General features: G+C 71.1%; 22 protein-coding genes. 20 read left to right on the top strand and 2 right to left on the bottom strand.

From position 1 onward, the window contains the following. Positions 1-56: 56 nt before the first annotated feature. The 13 genes from HS109_18655 (at position 57) to HS109_18595 (ending at position 10,815) form a co-directional block, all read left to right on the top strand. Positions 57-560 (top strand): OmpH family outer membrane protein, encoded by a 504-nt coding sequence (locus HS109_18655; GenBank protein ID MBE7524389.1) that lies wholly within the window; start codon positions 57-59, stop codon positions 558-560. A gap of 52 nt (positions 561-612) precedes the next feature. Continuing rightward, on the top strand, positions 613-1,638 hold the full coding sequence (lpxD, locus tag HS109_18650) for a UDP-3-O-(3-hydroxymyristoyl)glucosamine N-acyltransferase (protein ID MBE7524388.1): 1,026 nt from the start codon (positions 613-615) through the stop codon (positions 1,636-1,638). A 12-nt stretch (positions 1,639-1,650) separates the two neighbouring features. Continuing rightward, positions 1,651-2,103 (top strand): 3-hydroxyacyl-ACP dehydratase FabZ, encoded by a 453-nt coding sequence (fabZ, locus tag HS109_18645; GenBank protein ID MBE7524387.1) that lies wholly within the window; start codon positions 1,651-1,653, stop codon positions 2,101-2,103. Positions 2,104-2,113: 10 nt separating this feature from the next. Further along, positions 2,114-2,890 carry an acyl-ACP--UDP-N-acetylglucosamine O-acyltransferase gene (gene lpxA / locus HS109_18640; GenBank protein MBE7524386.1) on the top strand — a complete coding sequence of 259 codons (777 nt, stop codon included), beginning with the start codon at positions 2,114-2,116 and terminating at the stop codon, positions 2,888-2,890. Positions 2,891-2,899: 9 nt separating this feature from the next. Further along, positions 2,900-4,081: a lipid-A-disaccharide synthase gene (gene lpxB / locus HS109_18635; GenBank protein ID MBE7524385.1), complete on the top strand. Its 1,182-nt coding sequence runs from the start codon at positions 2,900-2,902 to the stop codon at positions 4,079-4,081. Continuing rightward, the gene (gene rnhB / locus HS109_18630; protein ID MBE7524384.1) at positions 4,078-4,662 is read left to right on the top strand and encodes a ribonuclease HII; all 585 of its coding nucleotides are present in this window, start codon (positions 4,078-4,080) and stop codon (positions 4,660-4,662) included. Before lpxB ends, rnhB begins: the two co-directional genes overlap by 4 nt. An 87-nt stretch (positions 4,663-4,749) precedes the next feature. Continuing rightward, positions 4,750-5,031: a UxaA family hydrolase gene (locus HS109_18625; protein MBE7524383.1), complete on the top strand. Its 282-nt coding sequence runs from the start codon at positions 4,750-4,752 to the stop codon at positions 5,029-5,031. 10 nt (positions 5,032-5,041) lie between these two features. Next, positions 5,042-6,202 (top strand): UxaA family hydrolase, encoded by a 1,161-nt coding sequence (locus HS109_18620; GenBank protein ID MBE7524382.1) that lies wholly within the window; start codon positions 5,042-5,044, stop codon positions 6,200-6,202. A 13-nt stretch (positions 6,203-6,215) separates the two neighbouring features. Then, positions 6,216-7,193 carry a pyridoxal-phosphate dependent enzyme gene (locus HS109_18615; GenBank protein ID MBE7524381.1) on the top strand — a complete coding sequence of 326 codons (978 nt, stop codon included), beginning with the start codon at positions 6,216-6,218 and terminating at the stop codon, positions 7,191-7,193. Between the two features lie 83 nt (positions 7,194-7,276). Continuing rightward, complete coding sequence (locus HS109_18610) at positions 7,277-7,711, top strand: VOC family protein (protein ID MBE7524380.1); 435 nt, start codon at positions 7,277-7,279, stop codon at positions 7,709-7,711. 20 nt (positions 7,712-7,731) lie between these two features. Then, positions 7,732-8,661 carry a hydroxyacid dehydrogenase gene (locus tag HS109_18605; protein ID MBE7524379.1) on the top strand — a complete coding sequence of 310 codons (930 nt, stop codon included), beginning with the start codon at positions 7,732-7,734 and terminating at the stop codon, positions 8,659-8,661. A gap of 2 nt (positions 8,662-8,663) precedes the next feature. Then, positions 8,664-9,656: an Ldh family oxidoreductase gene (locus HS109_18600; protein MBE7524378.1), complete on the top strand. Its 993-nt coding sequence runs from the start codon at positions 8,664-8,666 to the stop codon at positions 9,654-9,656. A gap of 97 nt (positions 9,657-9,753) precedes the next feature. Beyond that, a complete protein-coding gene (locus HS109_18595) occupies positions 9,754-10,815 on the top strand; it encodes a VWA domain-containing protein (protein ID MBE7524377.1) in 1,062 nt (353 codons plus the stop codon). Between the two features lie 79 nt (positions 10,816-10,894). On the opposite strand, the gene HS109_18590 is transcribed toward HS109_18595, so the two are convergent. Continuing rightward, on the bottom strand, positions 10,895-11,710 hold the full coding sequence (locus HS109_18590; protein ID MBE7524376.1) for an inositol monophosphatase: 816 nt from the start codon (positions 11,708-11,710) through the stop codon (positions 10,895-10,897). After that, a complete protein-coding gene (locus HS109_18585; protein ID MBE7524375.1) occupies positions 11,710-12,678 on the bottom strand; it encodes an MBL fold metallo-hydrolase in 969 nt (322 codons plus the stop codon). The genes HS109_18590 and HS109_18585 overlap by 1 nt, the downstream gene beginning before the upstream one ends. 221 nt (positions 12,679-12,899) lie before the next feature. Here HS109_18585 and HS109_18580 point away from each other — a divergent pair, with 221 nt between their 5' ends. From HS109_18580 to HS109_18550, 7 genes are all read left to right on the top strand, one after another. Beyond that, positions 12,900-13,373 (top strand): (2Fe-2S)-binding protein, encoded by a 474-nt coding sequence (locus tag HS109_18580; GenBank protein MBE7524374.1) that lies wholly within the window; start codon positions 12,900-12,902, stop codon positions 13,371-13,373. Between the two features lie 7 nt (positions 13,374-13,380). Continuing rightward, entirely contained in the window at positions 13,381-15,750 is a 2,370-nt protein-coding gene (locus tag HS109_18575; protein MBE7524373.1) for a xanthine dehydrogenase family protein molybdopterin-binding subunit, read from the top strand. 11 nt (positions 15,751-15,761) lie between these two features. Beyond that, positions 15,762-16,553, top strand: a complete 792-nt coding sequence (locus tag HS109_18570) for a xanthine dehydrogenase family protein subunit M (protein MBE7524372.1) — start codon at positions 15,762-15,764, stop codon at positions 16,551-16,553. Positions 16,554-16,649: 96 nt separating this feature from the next. Then, positions 16,650-17,579, top strand: coding sequence for a MoxR family ATPase (locus tag HS109_18565; protein MBE7524371.1), 930 nt, complete (start codon positions 16,650-16,652; stop codon positions 17,577-17,579). Between the two features lie 98 nt (positions 17,580-17,677). Further along, positions 17,678-18,373, top strand: coding sequence for a DUF2066 domain-containing protein (locus HS109_18560; GenBank protein MBE7524370.1), 696 nt, complete (start codon positions 17,678-17,680; stop codon positions 18,371-18,373). 47 nt (positions 18,374-18,420) lie between these two features. Next, positions 18,421-19,233 (top strand): hypothetical protein, encoded by an 813-nt coding sequence (locus tag HS109_18555; GenBank protein MBE7524369.1) that lies wholly within the window; start codon positions 18,421-18,423, stop codon positions 19,231-19,233. A 184-nt stretch (positions 19,234-19,417) separates the two neighbouring features. Beyond that, on the top strand, positions 19,418-21,835 hold the full coding sequence (locus HS109_18550; GenBank protein ID MBE7524368.1) for a serine/threonine protein kinase: 2,418 nt from the start codon (positions 19,418-19,420) through the stop codon (positions 21,833-21,835). Positions 21,836-21,873 lie beyond the last annotated feature (38 nt).

Below are 21,873 nucleotides of genomic sequence, written 5' to 3'. Positions count from 1 at the left end.
CGGGCGATCCCGTGCAGGAGACCCACGTGAAACGACCCTTCTTCCTCGTCGCGGCCATGCTGCTCGCGGCGGCTTCGGGCACCGCAGCGGCGCAAGGCGCGAGCGCGACGACGCCCGCGGCGTCCGCGTTCCGCATCGGCTTCGTCAACACCGAGCGGCTCTTCCGCGAGGCCGCTCCGGCCAAGCGCGCGCAGGCCAAGCTCGAGAAGGAGTTCGCGACGCGCGACGCCGAAGTCCAGAAGCTCACCAAGCAGACCCGCGACCTGCAGAGTTCGCTCGACAAGGACGGCGCCACGATGGCCGAGTCCGAGCGCCGCACGAAGGAACGGGACCTCGCCAACCTGTCCCGCGACCTGCAGCGCGCCCAGCGCGAGTTTCGCGAGGACCTGAACCTGCGGCGCAACGAGGAGCTCGCGCAGCTCCAGGAGCGCGCGAACAAGGTGATCCAGCAGATCGCCGAGACCGAGAAGTTCGACCTCATCCTGCAGGATCCGGTCGTCTATGCGAGCCAGCGCATCGACATCACCGAGAAGGTGATCAAGGCGCTCGCCGACAAGTAGCGCGGCCGTCCGCCTTCCCGCGCCGATGGCGCCGACCGATTCCCGCGACGGCATGACGCTCGCCGAACTCGCGCGGCGGACCGGAGCGTCGACCGAGGGCGACACCGCGGTCCGGGTGCATCGCGTCGGGACCCTCGAACGCGCGCAGGCCGGCGCGATCGCCTTCCTCGCCAATCCGCGTTACGCGCCGCAACTCGCCACGACGCGAGCCTCGGCGGTCATCGTGTCGCCCGCGGATGCCGGGCGGACCTCGCTGCCGAGGCTGGTGTCGGCGCAACCCTACCTCGTCTACGCGCGGGTCGCGGCCTTGCTGCACCCCGCCCGCGCCGCGCCTCCCGGCATCCACGGGAGCGCGGTCGTCGACGTCACGGCCTCGATCGGCGACGGCGTGTCGATCGGCCCGCACGTCACGGTGAACGCGCGCGCGATCCTGGGCGCGGAGGTCGCACTCGGGCCGGGCTGCGTCGTGGGCGAGGGCGCGAGCATCGGCGCGCGTTCCCGCCTCGGTGCCAACGTCGTCGTCGGCGACCGGTGCGTGATCGGCGAGGACGCGCTCGTCTACGCCGGGGCGGTGATCGGGGCCGACGGGTTCGGTCTCGCCGAGGACGGCGGGCGCTGGCTGCGGATTCCGCAGGTGGGCCGCGTCGTCGTCGGCGACCGGGTCGAGATCGGAGCGAACACGACCATCGACCGCGGCGCGATCGAGGACACGCTGATCGGCGACGACGTCAAGCTCGACAACCAGATCCAGATCGGGCACAACTGCGAGATCGGCGCGGGGACGGCGATCGCCGGTTGCGTCGGCATCGCCGGATCGACCCGGATCGGGAAGCGCTGCAGGATCGGCGGCGCCGCGATGATCTCCGGGCACCTCTCGATCCCCGACGGGACGACGCTCGGCGGGGCCGCCGTCGTGATGTCGTCGATCGTCTCGCCCGGCGCGTACAGCAGCGCGTTCCCGGTGGTGCCGTTCACCGAGTGGCAGCGCAACATGGCTCGGCTCCGCCAGCTCGACCATCTCGCCGAGCGCCTGATCCAAGTCGAGCGCGCGCTGCGCGCCCTTCGATCCGGCGACTGAAACGAAGGAATCATGGAAACGCTCGACATCCAGGCCATACGCGCGACGCTGCCGCACCGCTACCCGATGCTCCTCGTCGATCGGGTGCTCGAACTCGAGCCGGGCGTGCGCATCAGGGCGCTCAAGAACGTCACGATCAACGAGCCGTTCTTTCCCGGCCACTTCCCGCATTTCCCGGTGATGCCGGGCGTGCTGATCATCGAGGCGCTGGCCCAGGCTTGCGCGATCGTCGCCTACCGCGGGGATCCGGACGCCATGGGCGGAAGGAAGCTCTTCCTGTTCGCCGGCATCGACGAGGCGCGCTTCAAGCGCCAGGTCGTGCCGGGCGACGCGCTGATCCTCGAGTCGACGTTCCTCAAGGGGATGCGCGACGTCGGACGCTGGGCGGTGCGCGCGACCGTGGACGGGCAACTCGCCTGCGAGGCGACGCTCCTGTCCGCGCTTCGTCCGGTGCCGGGCGTCTGACGCCGCTTCGATGGCCCGTATCCACCCTGCGGCGCTGGTCGATCCGAAGGCGTCGCTCGACGCCGACGTCGAGGTCGGGCCGTACTCGGTGATCGGCGCCGCGGTGTCGATCGGCGCAGGGACGACGGTGGGTCCGCACGTCGTGATCGACGGCCGCACGACGATCGGGAGGCGGAACCGGATCTATCCGTTCGCGTCGGTCGGACTCGCCGCGCAGGATCGCAAGTACGGCGGCGAGCCGGTGTCGACGACGATCGGCGACGAGAACGTGATCCGCGAGTACGTCTCGATCCACGCCGGCACGGCGCAGGACCGTGCCGAGACGACGATCGGAGACGGCAACTGGTTCCTCGCCTACACGCACGTGGCGCACGACTGCGTGGTGGGCAACCGAACGACCTGGTCGAACAACGCGCAGGTCGCGGGGCACGTACGCGTCGACGACTGGGCCGTCCTCGGCGCCTACGCAGGCGTCCACCAGTTCTGTCGCGTCGGCGCCCACACGATGCTCGCCGCCGGCACCATCGTGCTGCAGGACGTGCCGCCCTACACGGTCGTGCAGGGCTACCCGGCGGTGCCCAAGGGCACCAACAACGAGGGTCTGCGGCGCCGCGGATTCTCGCCCGGGGAGATCCTCGCCGTGCGTCGCGCCTACAAGACGCTCTACCGCGAAGGGCGATCGCTCGAAGACGCGCGCGCGAAGCTCGCGCAGGACGCCGGCCGGGAGCCGGTGCTCGCGCCGCTCGTCGAGTTCCTCGCGGTGGCCGGGCGCGGCATCGTCCGCTGAGGCGTCCGGATGCATGATGCGCCGGGGGCTTCGGCGACGACCACCGTCGGCATCGTCGCGGGCGAAGCCTCCGGCGACGCGCTCGCGGCCACGCTGATCGTCGCGGCGCGCGCGCGCCATCCGGACCTGAGGTTCGTCGGCGTCGCGGGGCCGAAGATGGTGGCCGCCGGCTGCGAGCAGTGGGTGTCGACCGAGCGGCTCGCGGTGCGCGGCGTGACGGAGGTCGTCCGGCACCTTCCCTCGCTCGTCGCGCTGCGGCGGGAGCTCGCGGCCCGGTTCATCGCGGAGCAGGTCGGCGCATTCGTCGGCGTCGACGCGCCGGACTTCAACCTCGGGCTCGAGCGACGGTTGAAGGCGCGCGGCGTGCGCACGATCCATTTCGTCAGTCCATCGGTGTGGGCGTGGCGGCGCGGACGGATCGCGACGATCGGCCGCGCGGCCGATCGCGTGCTCGCGCTCTTCCCGTTCGAGCCGCCGCTCTACCGGGAGGCCGGAGTATCGGTGACCTACGTGGGCCATCCGATGGCCGCGCACGCGGCCTCCGACTGGAGCCGCCGGACGATGCGCGAGCGCCTGCGCCTGGGTCTCGCGAGTCCGGTGTTCGCGCTGCTTCCGGGAAGCCGTCTGTCCGAAGTCGAGATGCACGCGGCGGTGGTGATCGACGCCGCGCGCCGCATCGCGAAGTCGCGTCCGGACGCGCGCTTCCTCGTGCCGCTGGTCTCGCGCGCGACGCGCGAGGCGTTCGAGCAGGCGATCTGGCGCGAGGACGCCCGGGAGCTGCCGATGACGCTGCTCTACGGCCATGCGAACGACGCGTTGCGCGCCGCGGACGTGGGCATCGTCGCCTCCGGGACGGCGACGCTCGAGGCTGCGCTCGCTCGCTGCCCGCACGTCATCTTCTATCGCGTGTCGGCGATCACCGCGAGGCTCGTGCGGCCGAGGCTCCTCGTCCCATGGGTCGGCCTGCCGAACGTGCTCGCCGGCCGGTTCGTGGTGCCCGAACTCGTCCAGGAGGACGCGACCGGCGAGAATCTGGCAGTCGCCGCGCTCAACCTGTTCGACGACACCGTGGCGCGCCATGCGATCGAGGGCGTGTTCGCATCGTTCGCGCGGGAGCTCGCGGCCGATACCGGCGCGCTCGCCGCGGAGGCGCTGGCCGGCGAACTCGGTCGCTCCGGAGCTACGGCGTGAACGCGCAGCGCGCGCTCCTCGTCGCGGGCGTGGACGAAGCGGGACGTGGCCCGCTCGCCGGTCCGGTCGTGGCCGCGGCGGTCATTCTCGATGACGGGAGACCGGTCGCCGGTCTCGCCGACTCCAAGACGCTGTCGGCGCGGCGGCGGGCGGAGCTCGCCTCCGCGATCCGCGAGCGCGCCGCGGCATTCGCGGTCGCGCATGCCGAGGTGGAGGAGATCGACGCCGCCGACATCCTGCGCGCGACGATGCTCGCGATGCGCCGAGCGGTCGAGGCGCTCGCCGTCGCACCGCAGCAGGTGCTCGTCGACGGCAACCGCTGCCCCGAACTCGGGTGTCCGGCGCGCGCGATCGTCAAGGGCGACCGCGACGTGCCGGCGATCTCGGCGGCGTCGATCCTCGCGAAGACCGCGCGCGATGCGATGCTGGTCGAACTCGACGCGCGCTTCCCGCTCTACGGCTTCGCGCGCCACAAGGGCTACGGCACCCCCGAGCACCTCGCCGCACTCGCGCGCCATGGCCCCTGCGCCGCCCATCGCCGCAGCTTCGCGCCGGTCGCGCAGCGCGACCTCGCCTGGTAGCCCCGCAGGAGATCGGGCGCGGCGGCGCTATAATCGGGGGGCATCCGGGCGCGCCACGTCGGCGCGCTCCCGTACCGGAGACTCCCGATGATCCATTGCGTGCTGCACGATCCGCACGACTCGGTCGCCGTCGTCGTGGTCGAGAACCTGAAGGCCGGCACGAAGCTCACCGGCCTCATCCTCGACGACGACAGGACGATCGAACTCGACTGCATCCAGGACATCCCGATCGGCCACAAGGTCGCGCTGAAGGACCTCGCCGTCGGCGACACGGTGATCAAGTACGGCATCGACATCGGCAAGGTCGTGAAGCCGATCCGCAAGGGCGAGCACGCGCACGTGCACAACATCAAGACCAAGCGCTGGTGAGGGAGAGGCGATGAACACGACTTTCTGGGGCTACCGCCGCGAGAACGGCCGCGTCGGCGTCCGCAACCACGTCATCGTGCTGCCGGTCGACGACCTGTCGAACGCGGCGTGCGAAGCGGTGGCGAACAACGTCAAGGGCGTCCTCGCGATCCCGCACCCCTACGGCCGGCTGCAGTTCGGCGCCGACCTCGACCTGCATTTCCGCACGCTGATCGGGACCGGGTCGAATCCCAACGTCGCGGCGGTCGTCGTGATCGGCATCGAGGACGGCTGGGCGAAGAAGGTGGCCGACGGCATCGCGGCGACCGGCAAGCCGGTCTCGAGTTTCGGCATCGAGGGCCACGGCGACCACGACACGATCATGCGGGCGTCGAAGGCGGCCCGCGAACACCTGCAATGGGCGACCGAGAAGCACCGCGTCGAGTGCGAACTGCGGGAGCTGTGGGTCTCGACCAAGTGCGGCGAATCCGACACGACCTCGGGCTGCGGAGCGAACCCGACCGTCGGCGACGCGTTCGACAAGCTCTACGCCGCGGGCTGCACGCTCGTGTTCGGCGAGACCACCGAATTGACCGGCGGAGAGCAGATCGTCGCGGCGCGCTGCCGCGACGACAAGGTGCGTGCCGAGTTCATGCGCATGTTCGACCGCTACCAGCAGGTGGTCGAGCGCCACAAGACCTCCGATCTCTCCGAGTCGCAGCCGACCAAGGGCAACATCGCCGGCGGACTCACGACGATCGAGGAGAAGGCGCTCGGGAACATCCAGAAGATCGGACGCAAATGCGTCGTCGACGGGGTGCTCGACAAGGCCGAGGTGCCGACGCATCCCGGGCTGTGGTTCATGGACTCGAGTTCGGCGGCCGCGGAGATGGTCACGCTGTGCGCGGCCTCGGGATTCGTCGTTCACTTCTTCCCGACCGGGCAGGGCAACGTCATCGGCAACCCGATCCTGCCGGTGATCAAGATCTGCGCGAACCCGCGCACCGTCCGCCTGATGAGCGAGCACATCGACGTCGATACGTCCGGGCTGCTGCAGCGACAGATCACCATGTCGCAGGCCGGCGACCGTCTGATCGACATGATGTTCCGCACCGCGAACGGCCGATTCACGGCGGCGGAAGCGCTCGGGCACCGCGAGTTCGTGCTGACGCGGCTCTACGAGAGCGCGTAGCGTCCGCCCGCGCATGAACGACCGCCTCGATACCGCCCTGACGCTGCCCGATCTCGCCGCGATCCGCGCGGCGCACGCGCGCATCCGCGCGCACGTGCACCGTACGCCGGTCTTCACCTGCGCCGCGATCGACGCGGAGGCGGGCGCGAGGATCTGGTTCAAGGCGGAGAACCTGCAGCGGATCGGCGCGTTCAAGGCGCGTGGCGCGTCGAACGCCGTGTTCTCGCTCGCCGACGGCGTAGCGGCGCGGGGCGTGGTCACGCACTCGTCGGGCAACCACGGCGCGGCGATCGCCTACGCCGCCTCGCGGCGGGGCATCCCCGCCTGGGTCGTGATGCCGGAAGGCTCGGCGAAGGTGAAGCAGGCGAACGTCGCGCGCCTCGGCGCGACGATCCGGTTCTCCGGCATGGACGCGGCGTCGCGCGCGGCGGTGTGCGCGGAGGTCGAGCGCGAGACCGGCGCGACGATGATCCATCCGTTCGACCACGCTCATGTCATCGCGGGACAGGGCACCGCCGCGCTCGAACTCCTCGAGGATGTGCCGGACCTCGACGCCGTGATCGCGCCGGTCGGCGGGGGAGGGCTCCTCTCCGGCACGGCGATCGCCGCGAAGGGCATGAAGCCGGCCGTGCGCGTCTTCGGGGCGGAACCGGCGCACGCCGGCGACGCGACGCTCGCGTTTCGCAGCGGCAAGGTCGAACCGCTGCCGGCCGGCCTGTCGCCGACGATCGCCGACGGGCTGCGCACGCCGCTCGCGCCGCGCACGCTCGCCGCGATTCGCGCGAACGTCGACGGGGTCGAATCCTGCAGCGAGGAGGCGATCGTCCGTGCGATGCGCATCACCTGGGAGCGCGCCAAGCTCGTGATCGAGCCTTCGGCCGCCGTGCCGCTCGCCTGCCTGCTGGAGCGACGCTTCCCCATCTCCGGCATGCGTGTCGGCATCATCGTCTCCGGCGGCAACGTCGACCTCGAACGGCTGCCCTGGCAATGACCGGGCGGGCGCCTCGCCGCCCGCCACCTGTTACCTGTTACCTGTTACCTGTTACCTGTTACCTGTTACCTGTTGCCTGACGCATGGCGCTGCCGACCACTCCGTATCCGCGCTTCCACCTGGCGTTCCCGGTGACCGACCTCGCCGTGGCGCGCCGGTTCTACGGCGACTTCCTCGGGTGCGCCGAGGGGAGAAGCTCGGAGGACTGGGTCGACTTCGACTTCCATGGCCACCAGATCGTCGCGCACCGCGTGGCGGCCACCGACATGGCGGAGGCGACGAACCTCGTCGACGGCAAGGAGGTCCCGGTCCGTCACTTCGGCGTCGTCGTCGACCTCGCGACCTTCGACGCACTCGCGGCGAAGTTCCGGGCCGCGGGCGTGCGCTTCGTGATCGAGCCGCACCTGCGTTTCCGCGGCGAGGCGGGCGAGCAGGCGACGATGTTCTTCCTCGACCCGTTCGGCAACGCGCTCGAGTTCAAGGCGTTCGCCGACATGAACCGCCTCTTCGCGACCTGACCGGCCGCGAGCCGCCCGGCATGCGCATCGTCATCTCCGAATTCATGGACGCGGACGCCCTCGCGCGCCTCGCGGCGGTGCACGACACGCACCATGCGAGCGACCTCGTCGACCGGCCGGACGACCTCGCGGCGATGCTCGCCGATGCGGACGCGCTGATCGTGCGCAACCGCACCCAGGTGCGCGGAGCGCTGCTCGCGGCGGGTCGCAGGCTGCGCGTGGTCGGACGCCTGGGCGTCGGTCTCGACAACATCGACCTGCCGGCCTGCGCGGCGCGCGGCATCGAGGTCATCCCGGCCACCGGCGCGAACGCGCTCGCGGTGGCCGAGTACGTGATCGCGACCGCCATGATGTTGCTGCGCGGTGCCTACGCCTCGTCGGCGGAGGTCGCGGAGGGCCGCTGGCCGCGCGTGGCGCTGTCGTCCGGGCGCGAGATCGCCGGGAAGACGCTGGGACTCGTCGGCTTCGGCGACATCGGGCGGACGACCGCGCGGCTCGCCCGAGGCCTCGGCATGCGCATCGTCGGACACGACGCGATGCTCGCTCCCGGCGACCCCGCGTGGCGCGACGCGCACGCCGAGCCCCTGTCGCTCGACGCGTTGCTCGCGCGTGCCGACGTGGTGTCGCTGCACCTGCCGCTGACCGCGACGACGCGCGGCATGGTCGACGCGTCGCGCCTCGCGGCGATGCGGCCGGGCGCGATCCTCGTCAACACGTCGCGCGGCGGCATCGTGGACGAGGCGGCCCTCGCCGCCGCGTTGCGCTCGGGAAGCCTGGGCGGCGCCGCGCTCGACGTGTTCGCGCGCGAACCGTTGCCGGCCGGCTCGCCGCTCGCCGGCGCACCGCGGCTGCTGCTCACGCCGCACATCGCCGGGCTCACGGCGGAGTCCAACGCTCGCGTTTCGATGCTGATCGCCGAGCGCGTGCTCGCCGCACTCGCGCGGCGCTGACCATGCCGACCTTCGCCCCCGACGACCTGCTGGCGCTGGCGACGCGCGCGCTGGAGCGCGCCGGGGCGAACCCCGCGATGGCCGCAGCGACCGCCCGCGCCCTCGTCGACGCCGATCTGCAGGGCATCGCCTCGCACGGCGTCTCGCGCGTCGCCCAGTATGCCGCGCACCTGCGCAACGGCCGCGCGGACGGCAACGCGGTGCCGCAGGTCGTGCGCGAGCGCGGCGGGGCGTGCCTCGTCGACGCCGGTTGCGGACTCGCGTTCCCCGCCTGCGCGCTCGCGGTGGACGAAGCGATCGCGCGCGCACGCACGCACGGGGTTTCGTTCGCGGGCGTGACCAACAGCCACCATTTCGGCGTAGCCGCGCGTCACCTGATGCCGGTGGCCGCTGCGGGGATGGTGGGTCTCGCGTTCTCGAACTCGCCTTCGGCGATGCCGGCCGCGGGCGGTCGCCACGCGATCTTCGGAACCAATCCCGTCGCCGCGGTGTTTCCGCGCCGCGACGCACCGCCCTTGGTGATCGACCTGTCGCTCTCGGAAGTCGCGCGCGGCAAGCTGATGGTGGCCGCGCGCGACGGCAAGCCGATCCCGGAGGGCTGGGCGCTCGACCGCGACGGCCGCCCGACGACCGACCCGAAGGCGGGGCTCGAAGGCTCGATGCTGCCGATGGGCGGGGCGAAGGGCGCGATGCTCGCGCTCGTCGTCGAACTCCTCGTCACCGCGCTGACCGGCGCGGCGATCGGCTTCGAGGCGAGTTCGTTCTTCGTCGAGGAAGGCAATCGCCCCCGTCTCGGGCAGGCGTTTCTCGTCGTCGATCCCGGCGCGCTCGCGGGGAGCGAGGTCTACGCCGCGCGGGTCGAAGTCCTGGTGGCCGAGATGCTGCGCGATTCCGGAGTGCGACTGCCCGGTGCGCGCAGGACCGGACTCGCCGAACGCGCCGCCCGCGAAGGCATCGAAATCCCGCAGGCCCTCGCCGACCTGCTGCGGGCGTGAGGATCTCCGCGGGGCGCCTCGTGCGCCCGCCGCGGTGGTAGAGTGATGCCGGAACGGCCCCGCGCCGCACGCGCACCGGGGCCCTGACGAGGGAACGATGTCGTTCGCGTGGCCTTCGGTCCTCTGGCTGCTCCTGGCGGTGCCGGGCCTCATCGCCGTGTACCTGTGGCTCGGCCGCAGGCGCAAGCGGGTGTCGCTGCGCTACGCGAGCCTCGCCGCCGTGCGCGAGGCCGCCGGGCGCGCCCCGGGCTGGAAGCGCCACGTACCGCCCGTGCTCCTCCTCGTCGCCATCGTCGCGCTGGTGATCGCCGCCGCCCGTCCGGGTGCGCGGATCACGCTGCCCTCCGACCACCGGACGATCGTGCTCGCCATCGACGTGTCGCTGTCGATGCGCGCGAACGACATCGAGCCTTCGCGCATCGAGGCCGCGCAGGCCGCTGCCAAGGCGTTCGTCAAGGCGCAGCCGGGCGACGTGCGGCTCGCGTTGGTCTCGTTCGCGGGTTCCGCCGCCATCCTGCAGCCGCCCACGCGCAATCGCGACGACCTCGTCACCGCCATCGATCGCCTCGAACTCCAGCGTCACACGGCGATCGGCACCGGCATCCTGACCTCGCTCGTCGCGATCTTCCCCGAACAGGCCGACGAGTTGGCCGCGGCGAACGTCCCGAGCGGGGCGATGCGCGCGTTCAACGAGGCGCAGGGGCGCTCGCTCGACGAGAAGCCGGCGGCGCCGAAGTCCGCGTTCGTTCCGGTACGGCCCGGGTCGAACAAGTCGGCGGCGATCATCCTGCTCACCGACGGGCGGCGCACGACCGGCCCGGATCCGGTCGACGCGGCGCGCATGGCCGCCGACCGCGGCGTGCGCGTCTACACGGTGGGCTTCGGCACCGCCGAAGGGGCGTCGGTCAGCTTCGACGGATGGTCGATCTACATGCGCTTCGACGAGGAGGCGCTGAAGGCCATCGCGGAGGTGACGAAGGCGACGTACTTCCACGCGAAGTCGGCCGCCGACCTCACTCAGGTCTACGAGAACCTCAACGCCCAGTACGTGTTCGAGCGCGCGCACACCGAGATCTCGGCGCTGTTCGTCGCGCTCGCGGCGGTCCTCACCGTTACCGCGGCGGCGCTGTCGGTGCTCTGGTTCCAGCGGCTCGCCTGAGATCCAGCGGCCCTCCGGCTTCGCACGGCCGATCCTCGACGCTCCTGCGCGCCCGCGACCGCGCTCCCGGGGGATGGCCTCAGGTGCGGGCAGCGGCGATCGTCTCGCGCAGCGGCGCGAACAGGCCGGGCGCCGCCGCGATCACCTCGCTGCCGCGCAGGAACTCGGTTCCGCCGGCGAAGTCCCCGACACGACCGCCCGCCTCCTTGACGATGAGCGCGCCGGCGGCGATGTCGCCCGGCTTGAGGCTCGTGACGAAGAAGCCGTCGAGTCTCCCCGCAGCGAGGTAGGCGAGGTCGAGCGAACCGGCTCCGGATCGGCGCAGGCCCGCGCAGCGGGACATCACGGCGGTCAGCGTCGCGAGATAGGGCGCCGCCTTCGCACTGCGACGCTCCGGGAAATCGGTCGCGACCAGCGCATCCTCGAGCCGCGTGCACGCCGAGACGCGGATCGGCGTCCCGTTCAACTGTGCGCCCTTGCCGCGCACGGCGGTGAAGAGTTCCTCGTGCACCGGGTCGAGCACCGCCGCATGCGTGATCTCGGCGCCGTGCGCGAGGGCGATCGACACCGCGTAGTGCGGATAGCCGTGCGCGAAGTTCCGCCGGCCGTCGATCGGGTGGACGACCCACTGGTAGGGCGAGGGTTCGTGCCCCGCGGGCGGCGTTTCCGCGGCTTCGCCGAGAACGCGATGCTCGGGGAACGCCGCGCCGAGCGTGGCGACGATCGCCGCGCGGGTCTCGTCGCTCGCGGCCGACGCGATCTCGTCGTGTTCCTTCGAGAAGGTCGGGAGGCGCTTCAGATCGCGCGCGGCGTCGACGAGCACCGACGAGGCGCGCCGCGCGGCACGCACGGCCACCGCGAGCACCGGATCGCCGATCATCGGAAGGTCGGCCATCAGGGCTTCCCGGCCCCGAGCGCCTCCTGCTCCATGCGGAGGTAGGTGCCCCAGGCATTGATGCGATTGGCGGACTCGAAGGCGGGGAGCGCGCGGAAGCGCGACCAGTCGGTCCTCGAGTACGCCTCGTCGAACGGTTCGAAGTCGGCCACGGCGCGGCCCATCGCGTCGCGGAGGAAGGAGAGATAGTCGCGCGTGAGCACGAGGTCGCGCGCGACGTCGCGGGACGCCGCGCCGTGCCCGGGTACGACGACGCGCGGCTCCATCGGAATCAGGCGTTCGATCGCCGCGAGCCAGCGCTTCGAGTCGGCGTTGCCGACGAAGGGCAGCCGGCCGGCGAACAGCAGATCCCCCGCGTAGAGCACGCGGTCGCCCTCGACGAGCAGCATCAGGTCGTCGGGCGCGTGCGCACCGCTCATGTCGATGATTCGGAAGTCGAGCGTTCCCATGCGAAACGACGTGTCGCCGTCGACGAGGACGTCGGGCCGGACGAGTTCGGTCGAGTCGTCGACCCAGGGGAAGAGTTCGGCGCGCCGCTGGGCCAGGCGCTCGGCGGCGACCTCCGACGCGAGGTAGTCGAGCGAGCGGCGATGCGCCCAGATCTCCGCGCCGGCGTCCTTGAACGGCTTCAGCCCGTAGAAGTGGTCGGCGTGGTAGTGCGACACGATCACGCGACGGATCGGCTCGCGGGTGGTCTTGCGGATCGCCTCGATCATCGCGCGGCCGAGCGCGGGCGTGCCGAGCGCGTCGAGGACCACGACGCCGTCGCCGGTGACGACGAAGCCCGCGTTCGACATGAAGCCGCGGTTCGCCGCGCTCGCCGCGCCGGCCTCGCCCTGGAAATACCACTCGTGCGGGCCGACGCGGATCGGCGTCAGCGCGGGGGCATCGGATGCGTCGACGCGCGCAGCGCCCGAGAGCGCGACCAGGGCGGCGACGGCGAGCACGGCGCGGCGGAACCGGGACATGGCACGCAGGAGTGTAGCGCGCCTGTACGATTCACGCGCCAGTCGCGCCGTGCGTGTGCGTGGCCCCGGCGCCCGGCCCGTCCGGTCCGGCGCGCCGGCACCGAAGGTCGGTGAATCGGGCGTCGCGTTGCCGGAGCGGAGGCGCCGCAGTATAGTCGCCGTTCGCCGGCCGAACCCAGGACCGGTCCCGCCCTTTCGCAACGCCATCGAAGGAGGAGCACGTGGCCGTCACGATTTCGCTGACCGTCAACGGCAAGCCCGTCAACGCGACGGTCGACCCGAGGACGCTCGTCGTCGAGTTGCTTCGCAACCACCTCGGTCTCACCGGCACGCACGTCGGGTGCGACACCGCCCAGTGCGGCGCGTGCACGGTCCTCGTCGACGATCGCGCGGTGAAGGCCTGCAACCTGCTCGCCCTGCAGGTGGCGGGCGCGAAGGTCGTCACCATCGAGGGCATCGCCGCCGCCGACGGCACGATGCACCCGATGCAGGCGGCGTTCAAGGAGTGCCACGGCCTGCAGTGCGGCTTCTGCACGCCGGGCATGGTGATGAGCGCGATCGACCTGGTGAACCGGCACCCGAAGGCCACCGAGGCGAAGATCCGCGAGGAACTCGAGGGCAACCTGTGCCGCTGCACCGGCTACCACAACATCGTCAAGGCGGTGGCCCACGGCGCCGCCGCGATGGGAAAGTGAGGACGCCATGGGCGCGAACGAGCACGGCGTGATCGGCAAGTCGGTGAGGCGCAAGGAGGACGCGCGTTTCCTCACCGGGGCCGGCCAGTACACCGACGACGTCGTCCAGCCGAACCAGGCGCACGCGTTCTTCCTGCGTTCGCCGCACGCGCACGCGCGCATCCGGAAGATCGACACCGCGGAGGCGAAGGCCTCGCCCGGCGTGGTCGCGGTCTACACCGGCGCGGACCTGGAGGGCGTCAACGGGCTCCCCTGCGGCTGGCTCATCCACGACATCGACGGCACTCCGATGAAGGAGCCGCCGCATCCGGTGCTGGCGAAAGGCAAGGTGCGCTACGTGGGCGACCAGGTCGCGCTGGTGATCGCCGAGACCGTCACGCAGGCGAAGGACGCCGCCGAACGGATCGAAGTCGACTACGAGATCTTGCCGTCGGTCGTGAATCCGGTCGACGCGTTGAAGAAGGGTGCACCGCAGATCCACGACGAGGCGCCCGGCAACAAGTGCTACACCTGGGCGCTCGGGGACAAGGCGGCGGTCGACGCCGCGTTCGCGAAGGCGGCGCACGTCACGAAGCTCGACCTCGTCAACAACCGGCTCATTCCCAACGCGATCGAGCCGCGTGCCGCGGTCGCCTCGTACAGCCGCGCCGACGACGCCTACACGCTCTACGTCACGAGCCAGAATCCGCACGTCGAGCGCCTGCTGATGACCGCGTTCGTGCTGGGACTTCCCGAGCACAAGGTGCGCGTGATCGCCCCCGACGTCGGCGGTGGCTTCGGCTCGAAGATCTACCTGTACGCCGAAGAGACCGCGATGGTCTGGGCGTCGAAGCGCGTGAACCGTCCGATCAAGTGGGCGTGCGAGCGCAGCGAGTCGTTCCTCACCGACGCGCACGGCCGCGACCATGTGACCCATGCGGAACTCGCGCTCGACCGGGACGGCAAGTTCCTCGGACTGCGCGTGCACACCGTCGCCGCGATGGGCGCGTACCTCTCGACCTTCGCTTCCTGCATTCCGACGATCCTCTACGCGACGCTGCTCGCCGGGCAGTACACGACGCCGGTGATCTACGCGGAGGTGACCGCGGCGTTCACCAACACGTCGCCGGTCGACGCCTACCGCGGCGCCGGACGGCCGGAGGCGACCTACGTGGTCGAGCGCATCGTCCACCAGGCGGCGGTCGAGACCGGCATCGCGCAGGACGAGTTGCGGCGGCGGAATTTCATCCGCACGTTTCCCTACCAGACGCCGGTGGCGCTCCTCTACGACACCGGCGGCTACGACGCCTGCCTCGACGAGGCGAACCGCATGGCGGACGTGAAGGGTTTCGCCGCCCGCAGGGCCGAGTCCGCGAAGGCCGGGAAGTTGCGCGGCCTGGGCTATGCCTCGTACATCGAGGCCTGCGGCCTCGCCCCGTCGAACATCGCCGGCGCGCTCGGTGCGCGCGCGGGACTCTTCGAGGCAGGCGAGGTCCGGGTGCACCCGACCGGCAGTGTGACCGTGTTCACCGGATCGCACAGCCACGGGCAGGGCCACGAGACGACGTTCGCGCAGGTCGTCGCCTCGCGTCTCGGGATCCCGGTCGAGAACGTCGACATCGTGCACGGCGACACCGGGCGCGTGGTGTTCGGCATGGGCACCTACGGATCGCGTTCGCTCGCGGTCGGCGGCACGGCGATCGTGAAGGCGGTCGACAAGGTCATCGACAAGGGGAAGAAGATCGCGGCGCACCTGCTCGAGGCGGCCGAGACCGACATCGAGTTCAAGGACGGCAGGTTCACCGTCGCCGGCACCGACCGCAGCAAGGCGTTCGGCGAGGTCGCGCTCGCGGCGTACGTGCCGCACAACTACCCGCTCGACCGCCTGGAGCCGGGCCTGAACGAGACCGCGTTCTACGACCCGACCAACTTCACCTTCCCGGCGGGCACGCACGTCTGCGAGGTCGAGATCGACCCGGACACCGGCGTCGTGCGGGTCGTGCAGTTCTGCGCCTGCGACGACTTCGGCAACATCATCAATCCGATGATCGTCGAAGGCCAGGTGCACGGCGGGCTCGCGCAGGGCATCGGCCAGGCGCTGCTCGAGCAGTGCGTGTACGACCCGGCCTCGGGGCAGCTCCTGACCGGCACCTACATGGACTACGCGATGCCGCGCGCCGACGACCTGCCGTCGTTCAAGGTCGGCACGAAGGTGACGCCGTGCACGCACAACCCGCTGGGCGCCAAGGGTTGCGGCGAGGCGGGCGCGATCGGCGCACCCGCGGCGCTCATGAACGCCGTGATGGACGCGCTCCACGGCGTCGGCGTCCGGCATTTCGACATGCCGGCGACGCCGCACCGCGTGTGGCAGGCGATCCAATCCGCGAAACGGGCCTGACGGAGACGACCATGTACGCATTCGAACTGCACCACGCGAAGTCGGTCGCCGACGCTTCCGCCCTGCTCGCGAAGACCGGCGGCAAGGCGCTCGCCGGCGGCCAGAGCCTCGTCGCCGCGATGAAGCTGCGCCTCGCCCAGCCCGGCCACCTCGTCGACCTGTCGGGCATCGCCGAGCTGAAGGGCATCCGGAAGGAGGGCGATCACGTGACGATCGGCGCGATGACGCGTCACGCGGAGATCGCGTCCTCCGACGTCGTGAAGGGCGCGATTGCCGCACTGGCGTCGGTCGCGGAAGGCATCGGCGACCGCCAGGTCCGCAACATGGGCACGATCGGCGGGTCGCTCGCGAACAACGACCCGGCCGCCGACTGGCCGGCGGCGGTGCTCGGCCTCGGTGCGACCGTGGTCACGAACCGGCGCAAGATCGCCGCGGACGATTTCTTCAAGGGCATGTTCGAGACCGCGCTCGCCGATGGCGAGATCATCACCTCGGTGAACTTCCCGATCCCGAAAAAGGCCGCGTACGCGAAGTTTCCGAATCCCGCATCGCGGTTCGCGCTCGTCGGCGTGTTCGTCGCGCAGGCCGGGTCGGGCGTCCGCGTCGCGGTGACGGGCGCCGGGTCATCGGTGTTCCGCTGCAAGCCGCTCGAGGACGCGCTCGCGAAATCCTGGGGGGCGGCCGCGGCGAAAGCGGTCAAGGTGGATGCCGCCTCGCTCAACAGCGATCTCCACGGTTCGGCCGCCTATCGCGCGCATCTGGTCGCGGTGATGGCATCGCGGGCGGTCGAGGCGGCACGCTGACGACGACGCGATCGCGGATGTGGCATCCTCGGGGGCGACGCCCGTCGGGCGCCGCCCCCGCCGTTTCGACCGCCTGACGACGATTCCCCCTTCGCGATGAACGCGCCGCGCGCCCCGGTTCCGCCGCCCGCATCGGTCGATGCGACGCTCGACATGCTGGCGTCTCAGGACTACGTCGCCGACCGCCGGCTCGCCACAGCGGTCTACCTGTCGCTGAAGCTCGGCCGGCCGCTGTTCCTCGAAGGCGAGGCGGGCGTCGGCAAGACCGAGATCGCGAAGGTCCTCGCCGCGTCCCGGAACCGCAGGCTCGTTCGGCTGCAGTGCTACGAGGGCCTCGACACGGCGTCGGCGGTCTACGAGTGGAACTATCCGCGGCAGATGATCGAGATCCGGCTCGCGGAGGCGGGCGGACACGTGGTGCGCGACGACCTCGCCCACGACATCTTCACCTCGCGCTTCCTGCTGCGCCGGCCGATCCTCGAGGCGCTCGCGCCGCACGACGGCGTGGCGCCGGTGCTGCTGATCGACGAACTCGACCGCGCCGACGAGCCGTTCGAGGCCTACCTGCTCGAAGTGCTCGCCGAGTTCCAGGTGACCATTCCCGAACTCGGGGCGATCCGCGCCGCCGAGCCGCCGGCAGTCGTGATCACGTCGAACCGGACGCGCGAGATCCACGACGCGATCAAGCGCCGCTGCCTCTACCACTGGGTCGACTATCCCGACGCCTTGCGCGAACTCGAGATCGTCCGGCGCAAGTGTCCTCGGGCGCCGGAGTCGCTCGCGCGCGAGATCGTGGCGTTCACTCAGAAGCTCCGCGCGATGGACCTGTTCAAGTCGCCCGGCGTGGCCGAGACGCTCGACTGGGCGGAGGCGCTCGTCGCGCTCGACCGCATCGCCCTCGACCCCGCGGTGGTCGGCGACACCGTCGGCGTGCTGCTCAAGTACCAGGACGACGTCGGCGCGATCACGCCCGCGGTCGCCGCCCGGCTCGTCGCCGAGGTGCAGGAGGGCGGGATCCGGCTGTAGGCTCCAATCCGTTGCAGCGCGAAAATTCGCCTTCGGGCCCGCCGTGTGGATTCCGCGTGGGCGTTGCGCTACGCTTGGAGGTTCCCCGAGATCCCACGATGCGTTCCGGATTCGCCTCTGCCGTCGCCGCCGTCCTCGCCCTGCCGTTCGCCGCGTCGCTCGCGGCGGCGCAGGGCTTCAAGTTCGGCCAGCCCGACGACACCGACCGGCTCGAACGCGAGGCGCGCGAGGACCGCATCGCCGTGCAGTTGTCGACGCCCTGCCGCGCCGACCTCAAGAACAAGAAGATCATGGTCGTGATCGGCGAGGAGCGGAGCAACGGCTGGGTCTACTGGCATCAGCAGAACCATGGCCCGGTCTACGAGGCAATCAACCGCCGGCTCCGCGCGCTCGGCCTGCGCACCTTCACGCCCGAGGAGATCCGCCGCCAGATCGCGCAGGCGGAGGTCGAGGCGGCGATGCGCAACGATCCCGATGCCGCGCTCAACGCCTCGAAGCGCCTCGGGGCGAGCTTCGTGCTGCGCGGTCACGTGACCTCGCAAGCGACGCGCAATCCGATGATGGCGGTGAACCAGGTCGCGGTGAACCTGGATTTCACGCTGAACGGCAGCGACGGCCGGCCGGTGTCGCACGCGGAGGCGCACTCGGCCTCGTACGCCGGGGCGGACGTCGCGCGCATGGCGCTGACGCTCGTGAACGAGCAGGCCGACGAGATCGTCGCGCAGCTCTATGCCGACTACTGCCGCAAGGCGGGGATGGGCGCTCCCGCGAAGCCCGCGCCGAAGAAGCCCTGACCGGACGAACGAACCGCAGGAGAACCATGATGACGCTCATCGCCTCGATGTCGACGCTCGCCGCGATCGCCGCGGTCGCGCTCTCCGCCGCGCCCGCGGCCGCGCAGCCGAAGTTCGGCAATCCGTCCCCGACCGCCGGCAGCACGACCTCGCAGCAGGCGAACCAGTCCGCCGACCAGGCGCTCTACCAGTCGGTCGACTACGTGAACAAGAACAAGAAGGGGCCCGCGCTCGTCGTCATTCCCGGCGAGATCAAGAGCAACAACGCGACGTTCCTGCAGAAGTTCACCGCCAACAACATCGCCGACTACGGCGAGATCGAACTCGCAGCCGCCAACTTCCCGGTGCTCGAACGCACGAACCTCGGCGGCGCGCTGCGCGAGTTCGAACTCGCCTACAACCTGGGCGACCCCGACCAGGCACGCAAGTTCCTGCGGATGGGCAAGTTGAAGAGCACCAAGTACGTCGTCAAGTTCGACATCCTGAAGACCGAGCAGATCGCGCAGGCGCAGCAGGGTTTCGACGGCCGTGCGATCGGCGCCATCGCGTCGACGCTCGGTGCGTTCAGCGGTTCCTGGGGCGGTGCGCGGGCGGGCGCGGTCGGCGGCCAGGCGATCGGCTCGGTGCAGACGAACGAGGCGACGAGCGTGTGGATCATCGGCATGCGCTACAAGATCATCGACGCCGAGACGACCGAACAGGTCGCGACCGGCTACACCGAGGAGAAGATGGAACTCGGCGCGACCGGCACCTCGGTGCTCGGCGTGTCGCAGAGCCAGAAGGGCGGCGTCGGCCTCGACACGATGGTCCAGCGCCTCGTGCAGAAGTCGGTCTGGGAGATCGACTCGAAGTACAAATGACGTCCCCCCGAAGCGAACTGCGCGCCGCTCCGTTCGCCTCCCCCCGGGGGGCACGCGCGCCCTTGGGGCGGCCCTGCGGGCGCGCGATGACGTCCCCCCGAAGCGAACTGCGCGCTGCTGCGTTCGCCTCCCCCCGGGGGGCGAGCGGACATTGCAACGGGCGATAGGCGAGAAGGCGAAGGGGATGGCGGACATCGAGAACCTCAGGCGCTACGAAATCCGGCGCGAACTCGGACGCGGCGCGATGGGCGTGGTCTACGAGGCCTACGACCCGATGATCAAGCGCCGGGTCGCATTGAAGACGATCCGCGCCGACCGGCTCTCGCCCGACGAGGCCGCGACGATCGTCGCGCGCTTTCGGCGCGAAGCCGAGGCCGCGGGCCGCCTGCACCACCCGAACATCGTCTCGATCTTCGACTTCGGCGAGGACGGGGGAACCTCGTACATCGCGATGGAGTTCGTCGAGGGACGCGACCTGAAGGCCCGCTTCGACGCGGGCGAGCGGTTCTCGACCGCCGATGCCGTGGCGCTGACCGCGCAGGTCCTCGACGCGCTGCAGTACTCGCACGAGCACGGCGTGATCCATCGCGACATCAAGCCCGCCAACGTGTTCGTCCGCGAGGACGGCACGGTGAAGGTGGCCGACTTCGGCATCGCGCACCTCGAGTCGTCCTCGCTCACCCAGGCGGGGTCGGTGATGGGAACGCCGAGTTCGATGTCGCCCGAGCAGGTGCTCGGATTGCCGGTGGACGCGCGTACCGACGTGTTCTCGACCGGCGTGGTCCTCTACCAGTTCGTCACCGGCGAGCGCCCGTTCGGCGGTGCGCAGTCGACGACGACGATGCAGAAGGTGCTGAAGGAGGATCCGCTGCCTCCGACGACGCTCAACGTCCAGCTTCCGGACCTGATGGACGAGATCGTCCGCAAGGCGCTCGCGAAGAAGCCGGAGGATCGCTACGGATCCGCGGCGGAGTTCGCGAAGGCGTTGCGCGCGCTCGCGATGCCCGCGCCCGCCCGGAGCAAGGCGGCGAGCGCTGCGGCGCCGGCATTCGATGCGGAGGCGACGGTCGTGGCGTCGACGGTCGCGCGGGCGCCGTCGCCGAGGCCCGCGAGCCCACCCGCGCCGGAGGCGACCGTGGCCCCGACGCCGGCCTACGCGGCCCGCCCGTCGCTCGACGCGCCGACCACGACCGTGTCACGTCCGAAGTCGCAGCTTCCCGCCGTGCTGATCGTCGTCGGCGTCGCGGCGCTCGCGATCGCGGCGGGACTGTGGTGGTGGATGCAGAGCGTCGCGAGCCAGGCGGGGCGCCACGTGTCGTCGGACACGACGCAGGTGGCGTCCGTCGCGCCGCCGCCCGTTGCGGCGCCTGCCGCCGTGCCTTCGGCCGCACCGGCGCCCGGTCCGGTTCCCGTGACGCCCGCGCCCGCCGAACCCGGCACGCTGCTGATCGCCGCCGCAGGCTACGCGGACGCGAGCGACCCGCGCTACAAGTCCGATCCCGCGAAGCTCGCCGGCGACCTTCGGGCGGACGCGCGCGGCCAGCTCGTCGAGAAGGCGTTGGCGCTCCTCGTGGAGCCGACGTCGCTCGCCGCCAACTACGATGCGCTCAACGCGAAGCTCGTCGCGAAGAGCGGCGACTTCATCCGGACCGTCGTGCGCGAGAGCGAGCCGGTGGTGGGGGCGAGCGGCGTCGCCACGATGACCACCGAGGCCGTCGTCAACGTCAAGGCGGTGCAGAAGTCGCTCAACGCGATGACGCGGGACGAGCGGCTCGACGTGATCCGCGCGAACGGCGACCCGAAGGTGTCGATCGCGATCGCGGTGCGCGACGCGGAGCGGCCCGACCTGCCGCCGCAGCGCTCGCCGGTCGCCGAGAACCTGCTGGCCGAGCGCATCCGGTCGTTCGGCTTCCGCGTCGTCGACCCGGCGGCGGCCGACGTGTCGATCGCGGGCGAGGCCGCGGTGAAGCGCCTGTCGACGCGCCTCGAAGCCTCGGGCATCGTGGTCACCAAGTACGCGCTCTCGTCGTGGACGCTGAAGGCGCTCGACCGCACGACCGGCGAGGAGATCTACCACGCGACCGCGCTGCCGAAAGGCGCGGGAAGCTGGCCGAGCGAGGAGGAGGCGCTGAAGGCGATCGGCACCGGCGTCGCCGACGCGTTCTCGCGCGAGTTCTTCCTGCAGCACGCGAGCGCGACCGCGAAGCGCGTGACCCTGGTCATCGAGGGACTGCCGTCCGCCGACGTGGCCGCCAAGCTCGCGCGTGAGTTCATCGGATTGCCCGCGGTGATCTCGTCGGGCGCCCGCGCTGGCGCGCCCGCCGGGACGTTCGACCTCGAACTCTCCGGCGGCGGCGCGCCGGCCGATCTCGTCGCCTCCGGCGTGCTCGCGCCGTTGAACGCGAAGCTCGGCAAGGCGTGCTTCTTGTCCGGCGCGACCGCCGGCAGCGAGGTCCGCGTGCGCTTCGACGCGGCCTGCAACGATGCGGCGGTCGTAGGCCGCCTCGATACGAAGCCGCCGGCCGGCCTCTACGGCGCACCGGAGTCGCGCCAGCGCTCGGTGCTGCGCGACCCCGACGCGTTGCGGAAGCTCTCGATCTGACCTCGACTCCGACGCCCGGCGCCCCCGGCGCGCGCGCG

The sequence above is a fragment of the Burkholderiales bacterium genome, assembly GCA_015075645.1.
Lineage (GTDB): Bacteria > Pseudomonadota > Gammaproteobacteria > Burkholderiales > Casimicrobiaceae > VBCG01.
Note: the sequence above shows the minus strand (reverse complement) of the source record. Positions and strands in the feature narration are given on the sequence as shown.